Origin of the sequence: Mesorhizobium sp. M0960 (assembly GCF_040319055.1) — a bacterium.
Classification (GTDB): Bacteria; Pseudomonadota; Alphaproteobacteria; order Rhizobiales; family Rhizobiaceae; genus Mesorhizobium.
This window is the reverse complement of record NZ_JAMYNN010000002.1, coordinates 186,627-201,695: the sequence shown is the minus strand read 5'-3', so window position 1 is coordinate 201,695 and position 15,069 is coordinate 186,627. Positions and strand designations below refer to the sequence as shown.

12 protein-coding genes are annotated in these 15,069 nt (G+C 62.0%); 4 read left to right on the top strand and 8 right to left on the bottom strand.

The window, feature by feature from the left end; all coding sequences use genetic code 11:
* Positions 1-175 precede the first annotated feature (175 nt).
* Positions 176-910, bottom strand: coding sequence for a phosphoribosyltransferase (locus NKH63_RS05965; RefSeq protein WP_352480831.1), 735 nt, complete (start codon positions 908-910; stop codon positions 176-178).
* Positions 911-1,194: 284 nt separating this feature from the next.
* Between NKH63_RS05965 and NKH63_RS05960 the strand changes: the two genes are divergently transcribed.
* Entirely contained in the window at positions 1,195-1,623 is a 429-nt protein-coding gene (locus NKH63_RS05960) for a CBS domain-containing protein (RefSeq protein ID WP_023677862.1), read from the top strand.
* Between the two features lie 90 nt (positions 1,624-1,713).
* Here the strand turns inward: NKH63_RS05960 and NKH63_RS05955 are convergent, their stop codons facing one another.
* Positions 1,714-2,193: an Hsp20/alpha crystallin family protein gene (locus tag NKH63_RS05955; protein ID WP_352917704.1), complete on the bottom strand. Its 480-nt coding sequence runs from the start codon at positions 2,191-2,193 to the stop codon at positions 1,714-1,716.
* A 266-nt stretch (positions 2,194-2,459) separates the two neighbouring features.
* Here NKH63_RS05955 and NKH63_RS05950 point away from each other — a divergent pair, with 266 nt between their 5' ends.
* Both NKH63_RS05950 and NKH63_RS05945 read left to right on the top strand, forming a co-directional pair.
* The gene (locus tag NKH63_RS05950) at positions 2,460-2,897 is read left to right on the top strand and encodes a DUF2267 domain-containing protein (protein WP_352917703.1); all 438 of its coding nucleotides are present in this window, start codon (positions 2,460-2,462) and stop codon (positions 2,895-2,897) included.
* 49 nt (positions 2,898-2,946) lie between these two features.
* Complete coding sequence (locus tag NKH63_RS05945) at positions 2,947-3,417, top strand: YbhB/YbcL family Raf kinase inhibitor-like protein (RefSeq protein WP_352471470.1); 471 nt, start codon at positions 2,947-2,949, stop codon at positions 3,415-3,417.
* Between the two features lie 37 nt (positions 3,418-3,454).
* Here NKH63_RS05945 and NKH63_RS05940 read toward each other — a convergent pair whose 3' ends face one another.
* Positions 3,455-4,930, bottom strand: coding sequence for an FAD-dependent oxidoreductase (locus NKH63_RS05940; RefSeq protein ID WP_352494207.1), 1,476 nt, complete (start codon positions 4,928-4,930; stop codon positions 3,455-3,457).
* A 1-nt stretch (position 4,931) separates the two neighbouring features.
* Positions 4,932-5,981 carry a hypothetical protein gene (locus NKH63_RS05935; protein ID WP_352860055.1) on the bottom strand — a complete coding sequence of 350 codons (1,050 nt, stop codon included), beginning with the start codon at positions 5,979-5,981 and terminating at the stop codon, positions 4,932-4,934.
* 362 nt (positions 5,982-6,343) lie between these two features.
* On the opposite strand from NKH63_RS05935, the gene NKH63_RS05930 reads away from it, so the two are divergent.
* Positions 6,344-7,207: an alpha/beta fold hydrolase gene (locus tag NKH63_RS05930; protein ID WP_352917702.1), complete on the top strand. Its 864-nt coding sequence runs from the start codon at positions 6,344-6,346 to the stop codon at positions 7,205-7,207.
* A 650-nt stretch (positions 7,208-7,857) separates the two neighbouring features.
* Here NKH63_RS05930 and NKH63_RS05925 read toward each other — a convergent pair.
* The 4 genes from NKH63_RS05925 to NKH63_RS05910 form a co-directional block, all read right to left on the bottom strand.
* Entirely contained in the window at positions 7,858-8,832 is a 975-nt protein-coding gene (locus NKH63_RS05925; RefSeq protein ID WP_352917812.1) for a glycosyltransferase family 9 protein, read from the bottom strand.
* A gap of 212 nt (positions 8,833-9,044) precedes the next feature.
* Positions 9,045-12,287, bottom strand: coding sequence for an efflux RND transporter permease subunit (locus NKH63_RS05920; RefSeq protein WP_352917701.1), 3,243 nt, complete (start codon positions 12,285-12,287; stop codon positions 9,045-9,047).
* A complete protein-coding gene (locus NKH63_RS05915; protein WP_352917700.1) occupies positions 12,284-13,357 on the bottom strand; it encodes an efflux RND transporter periplasmic adaptor subunit in 1,074 nt (357 codons plus the stop codon). Before NKH63_RS05915 ends, NKH63_RS05920 begins: the two co-directional genes overlap by 4 nt.
* Positions 13,357-14,877 (bottom strand): efflux transporter outer membrane subunit, encoded by a 1,521-nt coding sequence (locus NKH63_RS05910; RefSeq protein ID WP_352855488.1) that lies wholly within the window; start codon positions 14,875-14,877, stop codon positions 13,357-13,359. Before NKH63_RS05910 ends, NKH63_RS05915 begins: the two co-directional genes overlap by 1 nt.
* Positions 14,878-15,069: the final 192 nt, after the last annotated feature.

Sequence of the window (15,069 nt, the reverse complement as noted above, 5' to 3'; positions counted from 1 at the left end):
AATCAGATGGCGCAAGAACCATCGGCTCGCGAGATCCGCGACTTCGTCCAGCGCTGCCATGGGCGAAGAGCACAAGGCCGCGGGCATCCGGGGTAACGAAAGATTGCCCTCGTGCGTGATAGGCCCGCGGGAACATGCACGACGTGCTCGCTATCCCGGTCCATATCCACCTCCGCTATGTCGATCTGGTGCCAGGCGCCGGACCCGCACTCGCGTGCCCAGCCAATTCCTCTTCGGAAGCGGCAGGTTTGTCGGAAGCGGAAGGCTTGGGCACGGACCTGGCGAGGAGCGCGCGGACCTCTTCATCGCTCGTCTGTGAGAAATCCACGTACCACCGCCCGACACCGAGCAGCGGCTCTGGTCTCGTCGCGCAAACGACCTCGTCGGCGTCCGCCCGCATCGCGTCGCAAGTGTCGGGGCTACCGACGGGAACGGCCGCGACGATATGGGCGGCGTGGTTTTTTCGCAGCGCCTTGATCCCGGCCCGCATGGTCGATCCGGTCGCAAGCCCGTCATCCACGAGGATAATGGTTCGTCCATTCAACTGCGGTGGGGGTCGCCCGTTCCTATAGAGGTGCTCGCGGCGCAGAAGCTCTTTTTCCTCCTTTGCGGCGACCGCGTCGATGACATGTGGCGGGATCGCGAGACCGCTGACGATTTCGTCGTTCAGGACACGTACGCCTGCGGGCGCGATCGCTCCCATGGCCAGCTCCTCGTGACCGGGGACGCCGAGCTTGCGCACGACGAAGACGTCGAGCGGTGCCTTGAGCGCCTGCGCGACCTCGTAGCCGACCGGCACGCCGCCTCTGGGCAGCGCCAACACGGTCACGTCGTCGCGCCCGGCAAAGCGAACGAGCTCTCCGGCGAGTCGCCGCCCGGCCTCGCGGCGATCTGAAAAGATGATAGCCATGATCTTCAATCCGCGTGCATCTGTTTTTCCGGTGGATGTTTTTCACCAGCCTGCGGCGACATCCCGTGGGATGGCTGCGACGCCGGTTACCGTTTTGGAACTCGCTCGCTGCCTGGACGTTCCAAGAATAGTTTCAATCGCGAGGTGCCGGCACGTGCATTGGCGCGGGATCGAGAGGATAGCGATCGCACAAGCCTCGTCCGGCCAGCTGGCAATCTCGCGATGCGCGGCAACAGCGCGATTGGCGACTTGTTGCCTCAGCAATCAGAGAGAGGAAATATCCCATGCAAGTTCAGGAGATCATGAGCCGTCGGACCGAACTGGTCGGCCCGAACACGACAATCAGGGATGCCGCCCGGAAAATGCGGGCCGACAATCTCGGTGCCCTTCCGGTCGGCGAGAATGACAGGCTGGTCGGCATGGTGACGGACCGCGACATCGTGATGCGCGGCGTCGCCGAGGAGCGCTCAGCCGGCAACACGACCGTTCGCGAGGTCATGTCCGAGCATGTCTATTGGTGCTTCGACGATGCCGATATCACCGATGCGGCGAAGATCATGGCCAAGCATCAGGTGCGTCGTCTTCCGGTGATCAACCACGACAAGCGCCTCGTCGGCGTCATTGCCCTGGCCGACCTCGGGCGGACCGATGAGGAAGCCGCCAAGATCGCTCTCGAAGGCGTTTCCGAGGCGACGGACGATCCCCGGCGCTAGACGCTCGCCCTGAGCGGTTGCCGCCGTGCTCGCCGCTCTCCTTCCACAGGGGCTGAACGCCGCCTGCTGAGGCAGCCTTCAGTTTGGCAACTATCGCGCTTTCACTTCTATGCGGCGTGTTTTGTCCTTTGCAGCGGGATTCTTCGGAAGCTCGACAGCCAAAACGCCGTTCCTGAAAGTGGCCTGCACCTTGTCGGCTTCGATCTCCGTTTCCAGGAGGATGGTCCGCTGAAACCGGCCATAACTGCGTTCGCTGTAAGTGCGGCCGCCGTCGCCTTCCTTGTGCTCCGAACGCTTCTCGCCTGTAATGGAGAGGGTGTTGTCGCGCAGCTCGAGCTCAACATCCTTCTGCTCGAACCCCGGCAATTCGGCGGTGACCTTATAGGCTTGGTCTGTTTCATATACGTCGACGCTCGGCCAAAGACCGCCCGCCGTAGTCGCTTCGGCCATTGGCGCAAAGAAGTCGTCGAACAGGCGATCAATCTGCCGGTGAAATGACGTGAGCGGGTCTCGCGCGGATGGGTAGAGGCTGCGCGATGGCGTCCTGGGCGCCAAATCGTGATGTGCCATGGTTCTTCTCCTGTTTCTCGTGTCTGCATCACTCGTCGCCATGTGATCGGCGACGGCAAATAAAACTCGTCCGCCCATGAGGATGTTCCGAGCGCCGGCCAAGAAAGGCGGTCGAAAAAACAGCGGCAAAAGCCGGCCCGAATTCCCTCCTGGCGGAACCTCCGACAATGAATGCGCGTCAGGGCATGCCCATCGGGGAACAACGGGCAGGTACGGCTGTTTGGTCGTATCAGCCGTAGTCGGATTTGAATGGAAGGAGGATTTCGATGAACGCCACTGGACTCGACGTATTCGACAAGACACTGCAGACCACGAACATCTGGCTCGACGAGATCATGGACGAGATTGGGCCGGATCGGCAGGTCGCCTGGCACGTTCTCGGAGCGGTGCTGCACGCCTTGCGGGACCGTATGCAGCCGGATCTTGCAGCGCACCTCGGCTCGCAGCTGCCGATTCTGGTGCGCGGCGCCTTCTATGACCAATATCAGCCTTCCAAAGCTCCCGAGAAGGTGCGGTCGCTCGACGAGTTTCTGGCCAAGATCAAGGCGGAGCTGGAATTCACCCGTCCGGTCGATTCCAAGGATGCCTTCAGGGTCGTGTCCAAGGTGCTCGCCCATCACGTCGGAGAAGGACAGATGCACAAGGTCTGGGAATCCCTGCCAGGAGAGATCAGACGCATCGCCGAAGCTCAACAAGCGGCGTGAACGGCGCCGGCGCGGGTTTCTCGGTCGCAACCTCCTTGGGGAAATAGCAATGCCACTCACCCTTATCAGCCCGGCGTTCCGGGCAGGCGGAAGAATTCCCGAAAAATATGCGCGTGACGGCCAGAACGTCTCGCCGCCGCTGAAGTGGTCCGGTGTTCCGGATGGTACCAAGAGCCTTGTTCTTGTCGTGCGGGATCCCGATGCGCCAAGCGGGATTTTCGGGCACTGGGCGGTCTTCAACATCCCGCCGGATGCCGGCGGACTCGCCGAGGCCGAAGACGGCAAGCCCGGCCCATCGGCCCTCAGGCAAGGCACCAACGATTTCGGCAATGCCTATTACGATGGTCCGCAGCCGCCTGCGGGGCACGGCGTCCACCATTACCACTTCCTACTGGCCGCGCTCGATGTGCCGAGCCTCAGCGTACCAGGACAGGCGGGCGTGCATCAGGTCTGGAAGCAAGCCCAGAAACACGCATTGGAGGAGACGGAGTTGGTCGGAACCTACGAACGGCCGGCGTGACGCGGGCCGCCGATCGCCGCCTTCACAGTGGCCGCCTTCACAATGTAATCTGAGCAAGCGGTTTTCGGGCAGGGCCGTGGATGACCGAACCGTCGGCGGCGAAGATCGAGCCGTGGCAGGGACAATCCCAGGTGTGGTCCACATTGTTCCAGGTTACGGTGCAGCCTTTGTGGGTGCAGGTCGCCGAAACCGCCTGGAGTGCGCCTTCGGTGTCTCTCCAGGCCGCAATCTTTTCGTCTCCCCTGACGATCACGCCACCCATGCCGGGCGCAATGTCGTGGGTGCTCGAGACGATCGATTGACTGCGGCCATTCTTGTGGAAGTCCTCGGGATAGGGCCGCGCCGGATCGTAGAGTTTTTGCCATGGGCTCGGGCGGGCGCAAATCAGGTCGGCGATCATCGTTCCCACGGCCGTCCCGTTGGTGATGCCCCAGGCGTTGAAGCCCGTGGCAATGCGGAAGCCGGCGGCCTTGGTGGGATCGGGTTCGCCGGCGTATGGGATCCTGTCGGCCGTATCATAGTCCTCGTTGCACCAGCGCCACGCGACGTCGCCGACCGGAAGGTTCTTTCTTGTCCATTTTTCCAGTTCGACAAACCGCTTCGCCAAGTCGCCATCCCAGCCGGTGTTGAATTTGGGGCCAAGCGTGACCAGCAGCGGACCTTCGGCATCACGGCCTGTGCGAATGGAATGCGTCGGCTCGTCGATGCCGATGAACATGCCGTCGACAGGGAGGGGATCATCGATCCGAAAGGCCATCACGGTGTGGCAGCGCGGTTGCGTCCGGTTCGCCATGCCGACGGGGCTCTTCACCGTCATGTTGGTGGAGACGACGACGTGCCCGGCATCAACGGCGCCGCCATCTGTGACGACGCGCCAGCGGCTTGCCTCGTCGATCGAGGTGGCGCGGCTGTTTTCAAAGATCCGACCGCCACGGGCCGTCACCGCTTCCGCCAGACCAACCAGATACATCGCCGGATTGAACTGCGCCTGGTCGGGGAACCGTAATGCCGCGGCCGTTTCGAAAGGCAGCGGTGCGCGTTCGAGAACCTCGGCCTCTAGCCCGACCTGGCGCGCGGCCTCCGCCTCGGCCGCGACCTCCGCGCGCCGGCGATCGTCGCAGGTGTAGGTATAGGCTTCCTTGCTCTCGAGATCGCAGGCGATGGCGTAGTTGTTAACCCAATCGCGGATTTGTCGGGCGCCGGCGGAATTCGCATCGGCGTAGACCTGGGCCAACTCCCGGCCGACAGTGTCGATGAGATGACGATAGATCAGCGTATGCTGCGTGGTGATCTTGGCGGTCGAGCGGCCGGTCACCTGGCCGCCCGTGCGCAGGCCTTCGAGGACGACCACCGATCGGCCCGCCTCGCAAAGCCGAAGCGCCGTCGTCAGCCCGACAATTCCAGCCCCCACGACAACGGCGTCCGCATGGATCGAACCTTCGAGCTGGGGATAGTTCGTGGATCTGGCTGCCGCCACCCAACAGCTTCCCGGTTTTCCCAAGAGAATGGCCATTTCAACCGCGTTCCTTGCGTCTCGGTGCACTTCCATCGACAACCGCGCCGGCAGAGGAACGTTCCCGAGCTTGGTCGCTTTCAATCATTGTCTCGCCACCCCGGGTCAGAAAAGCACCAGGAAGATGTGAGGTGCAGGCCATCACCCACGTGATCGCCTCGCGATCGTATTCGTCGCCGGAGCGCCAGTCCTCGAAGAAGGCGTTCAGCCTATCGACACGCCCCGGCCAGATACCGGCGGCCTGCAGGCCGAGCGAAACGCCGTAATTGGTGAAGGCGAACTTGGTGTCGCCCAGCCATGGGGCACGGCTGAAATAGCCGGGCGGGTCGACCCACATCGTTTCCAGGGTTCGCAGGGAACGCCTCGTCTGGGCCTCGGCCCACGGCTCGTCGGGAAAGAAATGGGCGAGCCACAGCATCATGCCGAGGCCGAGGTCCTGCTCGATGTCGAGGGTGCGCCAATCGCGCTGCATCAGATCACGCATTTGCGCGATCTCGGGCGCCAGTGCGTCCTCATCGAGCGTCCGGTAAGAGACGTAGCCGTCATAGGCATCCATGCTGCCGAGACCGTAGCCAGGATATGGGCTGCTTAGATCCTCCTGCATCTTCCAGATCACACCGCGGCCGGGGACCACAAATGCCGGGTGAATGTCACGCGCCAGCGCAATGCCGCGCTTGCGGTATTCCGGCTTCAGATCGCCGAGGCGCGCCAAGGCGAACAGCCACATCGCGAGATAGTGGAAGTACTGGCCGTCGCGATCGGCCGCTTCGCCGATCCTCAGTCCGCGCCGGCGGCCGAGCACACGCTCGACATCGGCGACCAGCCGCTCGGCCGCGTCCAGCCAGCGCTGTTCGCCAGTTTCTGTGTAAAGCGAGACGTAGAGCACGACCCCGAATGCATCGGTCCACAGATATCGCAAGCCGTTGGGCCAGATGCCTTCGGCGCGCATCCAGTCGAGTTTTCGCAGGACGTAGTCGACGTCACGCAGCATCGTGCCAAAGCCCGAACTGGCCGAGCCGGCCGATGTTCGGTGTCGCGCGATTGTGAGCATGCAGAATTTCGAGCATGTCTCTCCTCCGTTGCGGTCGATCTGGCCAGATACCGCGAAACGATCTGATCGGCGGCAGGTTCCTTGGCGCTTTCAACGGCGCGACCGGGAATCCTCCGCCTGGTCATAAGTTTGCGAATTGGCCTTGGACGGTGCGGGGACCACGTGGCCCGAACTCATGCCCGGACTGGCCGAGCGGAGCAGTACAGAAAGCGACAATCGCGCGAACAAGACAAAGTGCACTGTCACCGTATTTGTGTTTTGGAAGTCAGTTGCCGCGTCTATTTTTCCACGGAACCTTCCAGCGAGAGCATCGTAAACAACGGGATGCGGGAGGTTGCAGCCTTTCGATCGAGGAGGCAAAATTGCGACACCGCCAAGTCAAAGTTAACGGAGACGCTATTTTCTTTCGCGAGGACGGCCCGGCCGACGCTCCGGTGCTTCTGCTGCCGCACGGCTATCCCTGCTCGTCCTATCAGTTTCGAAGGCTGATGCCTGGACTGGCAGATCGCTGGCACACGTTCGCGCCGGATTTTCCTGGCTTCGGTTACAGCGCCACGCCCGACATGGCTGCATTCGGCTACGATTTCGATGCCTATGCCGGGTTTCTGGCGGCTTTCGCTGACGCGCTCGGCCTATCCCGCTATGCGCTGTGGCTGCACGACTATGGCTCGCAGATCGGATTGCGCCACGCCATCGCCTATCCGGAGCGCGTTGCCGCGCTTATCATCCAGAACGGCGACATCTACGAAGACGTGCTCGGCCCGAAATACGCAGCCATCAAGATGTATTGGAACGACAAGACGTCCGAGAAGCATCGCCCGCTGGAAGATGCGGTCAGCGAGGAGGGCTTCCGGCACGAGTTCATCGGTGAAGTTGGCGAGACCGTGGCCGAGCGCGTGCCACCGGATCTGTGGAAACTCCATTGGCCTCTGATGGACACGCCAGCCCGTCGGCGGCTTGCGGTCGGCCTGATGGAGAAGCTGGAGGGGAACCTCAACTGGTTCCCGAAATACCAAGCTTATCTGCGCAAACGGCAACCGCCGACACTGATCGTCTGGGGTCCCGAGGACGGCTATATGCCGGCCGCATCGGCCCGCGCCTACAAACGCGACTTGCCGCAAGCTGAGTTCCACCTCCTCGATGGCGCCGGCCACTGGCTACTGGAAACCCATTTCGATGAGGCGCTTGCGTTGGTGCGCGACTTCCTTGCACGCGTCCACGGCTGATGACCGATGCATCCCTCGGGTAACCTATTGAAAGCATGGTGAACCGACCGGTCTGTGGCAAACCAGTCTCCGTTTGATATTTCCTGCTAACAGGCAAAAAGCAGGGTATTTGTGCGAAATGCGCGCTTTGGGCGGGCAGAACATCAATATCTTGTAGCGATGTCAGCCACTTAGTGGGAGATTTCCTGCGCGAGGCGTCAGGGAATATCGACCAGATTTGCGTGAATATTCGCGGCCGCCGGTGAATTAACAGGGAAATCCGTTGTCGTTATGTGGGATGCGATTGCCGTTAGCTGGGATCGAATGTTCGTTATCCGGGAACGCGCTGCCGTCTTGCGGAAAATGAACGCGCAATAACGGTTCGAATCGCGCTTGCGAGGGAATGCAATGCTCTCACCCGGAAAGACATTGTCATAGCGCGGGAGGCGATTGTCGACTCGCAAGAGGCTATCTCAAGGCGATGAGCAGTAACCGACGGCGGGGGTGAATAGGGTATTTTGCTGACTTGGCCGTTCATGAGACGCAGAGTGTAGTTTACAATATCTCGGTTCTGGATCGAGGCCCGGCTTTGATCTGATGGACCTAGGCCGCTCGCCGTCGACCCGGCCAGTTGTTAGGTCCGCCGCTTCAACGAACTAGCTGAGCTGAGCTTAACGATTCGGTATTGATTTGAGCGTTTCGAACTCGATCAGGTCGAGGGTAGCTGTGGTGACCTCCTCTACTCGCACGCGATGCACACAGTAGACGCCACCGGGATTGTTCGGCTTGCACAAGTTGGGAGCAGCGCATTGGCAGGGCAGCCGAGGCGCCACGATCCGATGCGGAACTCCGAGCGGCCCCCATATGTCCGGCGGTGTCAAGCCGTAAAGGCCGACGACAGGAGTCCCTACTGATGCCGCCAGATGCATGGGACCACTCTCGTTTCCTAGAAAGATAACGGCGTCGCCAAGCAATGCCGTCAGTGTTTCAAGCGAGACCTTCCCAACCACGCTCGCCACAGGTGACACAGCCAATGCGAGTATTGTCTGCTCGGCTGTTGTCTCGTCCCGGCCACCAATCAGCAAAGACCGAAGGCCGGTGGCGGCATAGACTTCATCGATTGCCGCTGCAAACCGCTCCGGTTGCCAGCATCGCCCCTCAAATCGTGCCCCTGCATGGACGACGATATAGGCGTTTTTGACCAAACTCCTTTGCGCCAGGATTTGTGCGCTTTCACTTTGAGCGGCGCATGTGGGTATAAGCCTTGGTGTGCAGTCAGCGAGGTCAATGTTGAGAGCCTTTAGAGGAGAAAGATATCGGTACAGATAGTGGATGCCGCCGTGACCACAGGTGGCGGCGTAAACGTTTGCCGGTTGAACCTCCCAGAATCTCAGTGGCCTCTCGGGAGGATCGAAGCCAACCCGCAGCGGCGCGTCGAGCAATCGGTGCAGAATCCTGGATGTCTTGGAATCACTCAGATCAATAGTGAGATCGTACCTTCGTTGGCGGAGATCAGAGACCAAGCTCAGATACGCTCTTAGCCGCTGGAAGAGGCTCTTTCCCTTGCCGCGGCGGTCGAACCCGATTGCTTCGTCCGCGATGTTTTGGCTGACTATGAACCGCCGAAGACCGGGGGCGCAAAGCATGGTCACGGTGGCATCCGGGTAGGCGAGACGTAGATTGCGCACCAAAGCTGACGTCAAAACAACGTCGCCAATATACTTTGTCTGAATGATGAGAATGGACTTGACGGACAGCTGGCCAGTCGTGGCAGGCGCTCGCGATCTGCACCCGCCATGGCCGAATAGACGGACAGCGCGGCTAGCCAATGCGGCCAAAGTGCTAGCACTCATCGGCCTCAATTCCGACGCGCGGGTCGTTCGGCAGGAGGATGAGAAAGTCCGTCCGCTGGCGTGGCAGGCCAGTTCGATCCCGCGCCTGTTTCACGAAGGCCGGATCGTAGTCGAGGTGCGTCCCAGGACCGCTCCCGCCGAAGCGGTGCCTCGAACTGCACTGCGTCTTCAGGTGTGGAAGCCGGCGAGGTCTCATGCTCTCCTAGGGCGGCAAGCCGTTTGAGAAGCCTGAGAAAGTCATCGACGAAGGTGTAGATGACGGGGATCGCGACGAGGCTAAAGACGGTGGAAGTCATCAGGCCGCCGATGACAACAATTGCCATGGGTTGACGGAAACTGGAATCGCCGCCGCTGAGACTGAGGGCTACCGGAAGCATGCCGCCGCCCATCGCGATCGTCGTCATCACGATCGGGCGAGCGCGCTTATGGCAGGCGTCGACAAGAGCGTCGAAGCGCGAGAGGCCGGCGCGGCGTGAGATGATCGCGTATTCGACCAGAAGGATCGAATTCTTCGTCACCACACCCATCAGCATGAGCAACCCGATCACCACTGGCATGGAAAAGCTCGTGCCGGTCAGCACCAACGGCAGCAGGGCGCCGCCGAGAGAAAGTGGCAGCGCCATAAGGATCGTCACCGGTTGAAGGAAGTCGTGGAAGAGGAGGACCAGCACGGCATAGATGCAGAATATTCCGATCCCCATAGCGATGGCGAAACTGCCAAAGAGCTCGGAGCTGCGCTCTAATTCTCCTTGCTCGACGAGCCGGACGCCTTCCGGGAGGTTGCGAAGGGCAGGCAATGCCTGTGCCTCGCGATAGACGTCGCCGAGGATGCGCCCGTTCAACTCGAGCGATAGCGTGACATTTCGCGAGCGGTCGATGCGGCTGATTTCCGACGGGCTGCCGCCGATGCTGATCTCGGCGACCGAGCCAACATCGACGCTGCCCCTGGCGCCGGCAACGCGAAGATTGGCAATGTCATCAAACGTCGTCCGGTTGCTGGGGTCAAATCGGACACGGATAGGAAGCTGGCGCTGTGGCAGGTTGAGCTTCGCGAGCGAAGAGGAATAGTCGCCGTTTGTTGCCACGCGAACCGCCTCGGAAATCGCTTCCGCCGTCACGCCGAGAGCGGCCGCGCTGTCGAGGTTCGTGACGATCTGGATTTCCGGCGCCTGCAGGGAGGCACTGGAGGTGACCGCGCCGACTCTCCTGAGGGTGCGCAGTTGCTCTTCGAGCGCGCCGGCTGCCTGGCCGAGCGCATCGGAATCGTCGCTCGCCAACGTGATCTCCAATGTCGTGCCGTTGCCGCCCGTCCCCACAGCGATCCTGGTGCCGGGAAGGACGGAAAGTGCCTGCCGGATATCATTCTCGATCTCGGTCTGCGTGCGGGTGCGATCGCCGATCTTCTTGAGATCGACCACGAGGGAAGCGGCCCCCGTATCGGCGGTCGTCGAGGAATCGATCAAGTCATTCGAAGAGACGCTTCCCACGGAGGAGAACACATGCGTCACGTCCGGCAGTCGGGAAACGATCTCGGCGGCTCGCCGCGTGATCGCCTCCGTCTGCCCAATGGTGCTGCCAGGTTGCAGCGTCAAGGTGACTTGCGTCTGCGCATCATCCGAAGCGGGCAGAAAGCCGGAACTGAGGAACGGGATCGTCGACATGGAAAGGCCGAGAAACAGCATGACGCCAAGGACCGTTAGTTTGCGGCGCTGCAGGCAGATTCTGACGACGGCCATGTAGGCGCGCATGATCCAGCCGTCCTTTGCCTCGACGGGATGCGCTTTCATCATGTAGGCGGCCATCATCGGCGTCAGCAGGCGCGCGACGACCAGTGAGGCGAGGACCGCCACGGCTGCCGTCACCCCGAACTGACGGAAGATCAGGCCGGGAATACCGCTCATGAAGGCAGTCGGCAGGAAGACGGCGACGAGCGTGAAGGTCGTGGCGATGACGGCAAGGCCAATCTCGTCGGCGGCCTCAAGCGCGGCCTCCTTCGGGTGTTTGCCCATTTGCAGATGGCGCGCGATGTTCTCGATTTCGACAATCGCATCATCGATCAGGATGCCGACCACGAGAGAGAGCGCGAGCAGCGTCACCGTGTTGAGGCTGAAATCCGCCAGATACATCACAAGAAAGGTCGGAATGACCGATAGTGGCAGCGCAACCGCCGAAAGGACAGTCGCCCTCCAGTCGCGCAGGAAGAGCCAGACCACGACGATCGCGAGGATGGCGCCCTCGTAGAGCATGTGCATGGAGCCGTCATAGTTCTCAATGATCGGCCCGGTCGTGCTGTAGGCCTCGACGATCTCAACATCGGGCTTGGCGGCGGCGAAGTTCTGCATGCCAGTCCGGATGGCTGCCGCGACGCCCGTATCCGAAAAGCCGTTCGAGCGTTTGACCTGCACTGCGATCACCGGCTCGCCATCGAGATAGGCGATGGACCCCCGGTCAGCGAAGCTGTCCGTAACGGTGCTGATCTCGTCGAGACGCACCAGGGCGCCACTTGGGAGCGGGATTGCGAGCGCCCTTAATGCCTCAATCGAAGAAACCGCGCCGAGCGTGCGGATCACCTGCTTGCTGCCGCCGATTTCCGCCCGGCCGCCAGAAGCGTCCGACTGCATGGATTTGAGCCGCGCGGAAACGGTTGCGGCGCTGAGGCCGAGCGAACTCATGAGTTGGGGATTGAGATCGATCTGCACCTCACGATTGATGCCGCCAATGCGGCTGACCTGGCCGACGCCGGGCACGGCAAGTAAGGCCTTTGTCATGTCGTTGTCGACGAACCAGGAGAGTTCCGTCTCATTGAGGCGGACGGAGCGCACGGCATAAGTAAGGATCGGTGAGCCTTGCACCGTCGTTTTCGTCACGCTTGGTGTCTGCATCTGGGCAGGCAGGTCGCCGCTCATACTGTCGACGGCATTGCGCACCTCGTTCAGCGCTGCCTCGCCGTCCTTCTCCAGCTGAAATGAGACATTGATGCTGACCGCGCCGTCCGTAATCGTGGTAGTGACATGCTCTAGGAGGCTCAGAGAGGCGAGCTTGTCCTCGATCTTGCGCGCGACTTCGGTTTCGAGTTGGGCCGGTGCGGCACCTTCGAACGCGGCGTTGATCTGGACAGTCGGCAGCACCATGTCGGGGAAATTCTGTACCGCTAAGCGATCGAAGGCGAGCAGGCCGCTAACGGTGAGCAGGATGAATAGCAGGATTGCGGGAACCGGATTGCGGATCGACCAGGCGGAAAAGTTCATCGTGCGTCCTCCTCTACCCGGACAAGAGCCCTGTCCGAAAGGAAGGCGCCGCCCGCCGTCACCACGTCGGCCCAGGGATCAAGGCCCGAGAGGATCTCCACTTCGCTGCCATTGCGGCGGCCGGTTTCAACTCGGACGCGTGACGCACGCCCGTCTGTACCCACGGTGAAGACGTAAGCGATGCCATCACGCATCACGAGGCCCGTCTCGGGCACGGTGAGGGCCTGCGTGGTCGCAAGCTCAATCTGGCCGGTGACGTAGAGGCCGATGGGTGGGTGCGCGCCCGCCGGCAGCGCCACATAGGCGAGCACCCTTCCGGTATCGGTGCTGACCGTCGGCCCCACGAGCCGCACGGTCCCTTTGACGCGCCGCCGCTCCGGGCTGATGATCGTGGCGGTCAGGCCTTCTTTGATGCGAGGCAAATAACGTGCAGACACTTCCGCCTGCCACTCGACGCGCTGCTGGCGCACGAGACGGAATAGCTCCGTGCCGGAGGAGACGACAGCGCCGAGTTGGACCGAACGGGCGGTGATCAGCCCGTCGTCCGGGGCCATAATGGTCGTCTGAGCAAGCTTGATCCTCTGGCTTTCCAGCGAGGCTTCGGCGGATTCGACACTCGCGATCGCAGTCTGCTCGGCGATCAGGTATTCAGTGATCTTCTCCTCAGAAAGCGCACCGCTTCCCTGCACCTTGCGTGCTCGGTCCGCACTAGCCCTGGCTTTTGCGAGGTCCGCCTTGGCACTTGCCAGGACAGCCTCTTCCTTGCGCAGTTCCGCCCGCACCGTTTCGTCGGCCAGCCGAACCAGGGGCTGATCCTTTGAGACAACCGACCCGACATCGGCAAGGACATCGGTCACACGCAGGCCGCCGATTTCCGCGGCGATGACCGCCTCGTGCCAGGGCTTCAGCCAGCCGCTGGCGGGTATCGTTTCAGGCCACTGGCGTTCCGCGGGCTTTGCCACTGCGACGGTAAGCGCTGCCGCCTCGTTCTGTTGCGCGAGCGCGGGCTCTACGGCGAAAACAAGGATCCCGCTCAGGGTAGCGGCGAGGAGAAGAGGTGAAGATCGCATCAGAGCAGGTTTTCTTTCGATGTTTGCGGCAGGTCCTTGGATGAGGAGGCGCTCGCATCCCAGCCGCCGCCCAGCGCCTTGTAGAGGGCGATCCAATAGCGCACGGAGTCACGACGGATTTCGATGAGCGAGACCTCCGCCGACTGCGCCGAACGCCGGGCTTCCTCGCGGTCGAGCAGGCTTGCGCCACCGGCCTTCCAGTTCGAATCCACGGCTTTGAAGTAGGCGCGATAGTTGCGCGCCGCGACACTGGCGTCGCCGATCTGCCGTCGCGTACTGTCGATCCGCACGAGTGCGGTCTCGACTTCGGCGACCGCGTCCAGCACACCTGATTTGTAGGCGGCCACCGCCACCTTATATGCGGCTGCCGCGCTGCCCACTGCCGCCCGGCGCGAACCACCGTCAAAGAGCGGGATCGAGATGGCCGGGCCGAAGGACCAGGGCAGAGAGGTTCCGATCAGCGATGAACTGTCGATCGTGACCGAGCCGCTGAGGCTGAGACTCGGATAGAGATCGGCTTTTGCCGCGCCGATCTCGGCGAGCGATGCAGCGACCTCGAGCTCAAGGGCGTCGATGTCGGGGCGCTGCCGCAAGGCGTCGGCAGGCACGGCGGATAGCTTGAGGGTCCTCGGCGTGGGTAACCCGTGCTTGCCCATCGCCAGAATATCGCGGACGTGAGGCTCGTCACCGCCGATAAGGCGGGCGAGAGATTTGACGAGCACCTCGCACTCGGCACGCTGGGCGGTCCGTGTCGAGGCCGAGGTAGCAGCACTCGCCCGCCCTAGCGCGAGGTCGGCGCTCGACGTAAGGCCGGAGGTTGCGGCCATTTCCATTGCCCGGATCGTCTCGCGCTGCGAGGCGAGTTCGGTGGTATAAACTTGCTCCAGCTGCCGGCAGGCACGGTACTGCATATAGTAGTCCGCCACCTCCGCCGCGAGTGAGACGCGCGCATCGTGCCAATCGGCGGTGCGCTCGTGTACCCGCAGCCGCGCAGCCTCGCTCCTCTGCCGAGTCTTGCCGAACAGATCGATTTCCCAAGAAGCGTCGAGGCTGCCGCTCACCGTCGTAGCGGCAGCAACTTGGTTGGCTTTGTTGCCGCCGGTGCCGGAGCGGGCGAGCGATCCCGAGCCGCCAAGCCCCGGAAAAAGGCTCGCCTGCGTAGATGTCAGCGTGGCGCGCCCCCTCTCGATCTCTGCAGCGGCCGACTCGAGACTGGGGCTTTCCGCCTGCGCAGATGCAATGAGGGCCGTCAGCGATGGATCGGAAAACGTGGACCACCAGGACACGAGATCGCCGGCCCGGCCGCCATGCGGAAAGGTCGCGTGCCAGGCATTCGCGATCTTCAAATCAGGTTCCTGAACGCTGGCCACAGTCGTGCAGCCTGACACGATCAGGCACGCTCCAAGACCGCCCATACCGACAATCCTGCGATAGGCCGCCTTCATCGCGGCCTTCGATTGGCAGGCATTACGGCCCGGCGCGAAACAGCCAGCAAGAAAGGCCATCATGATGATGGCCACTAGTCGATGCATGTCTACCGCCTTGTTCCGGGGCCGCCACCCGGCGGAAACATCTAAGTCTCCACCGGCAGCACCGCACATTTCGCGAATGTTCTTCGCAATCGCGCCTGGGGCATTAGTCCGGTTTTGTCATTGCCGTGGGTTTTGTATTGTTAAGAGTTGCTAAGGCGCAGCGGCTGAGCGGCCCGCCGG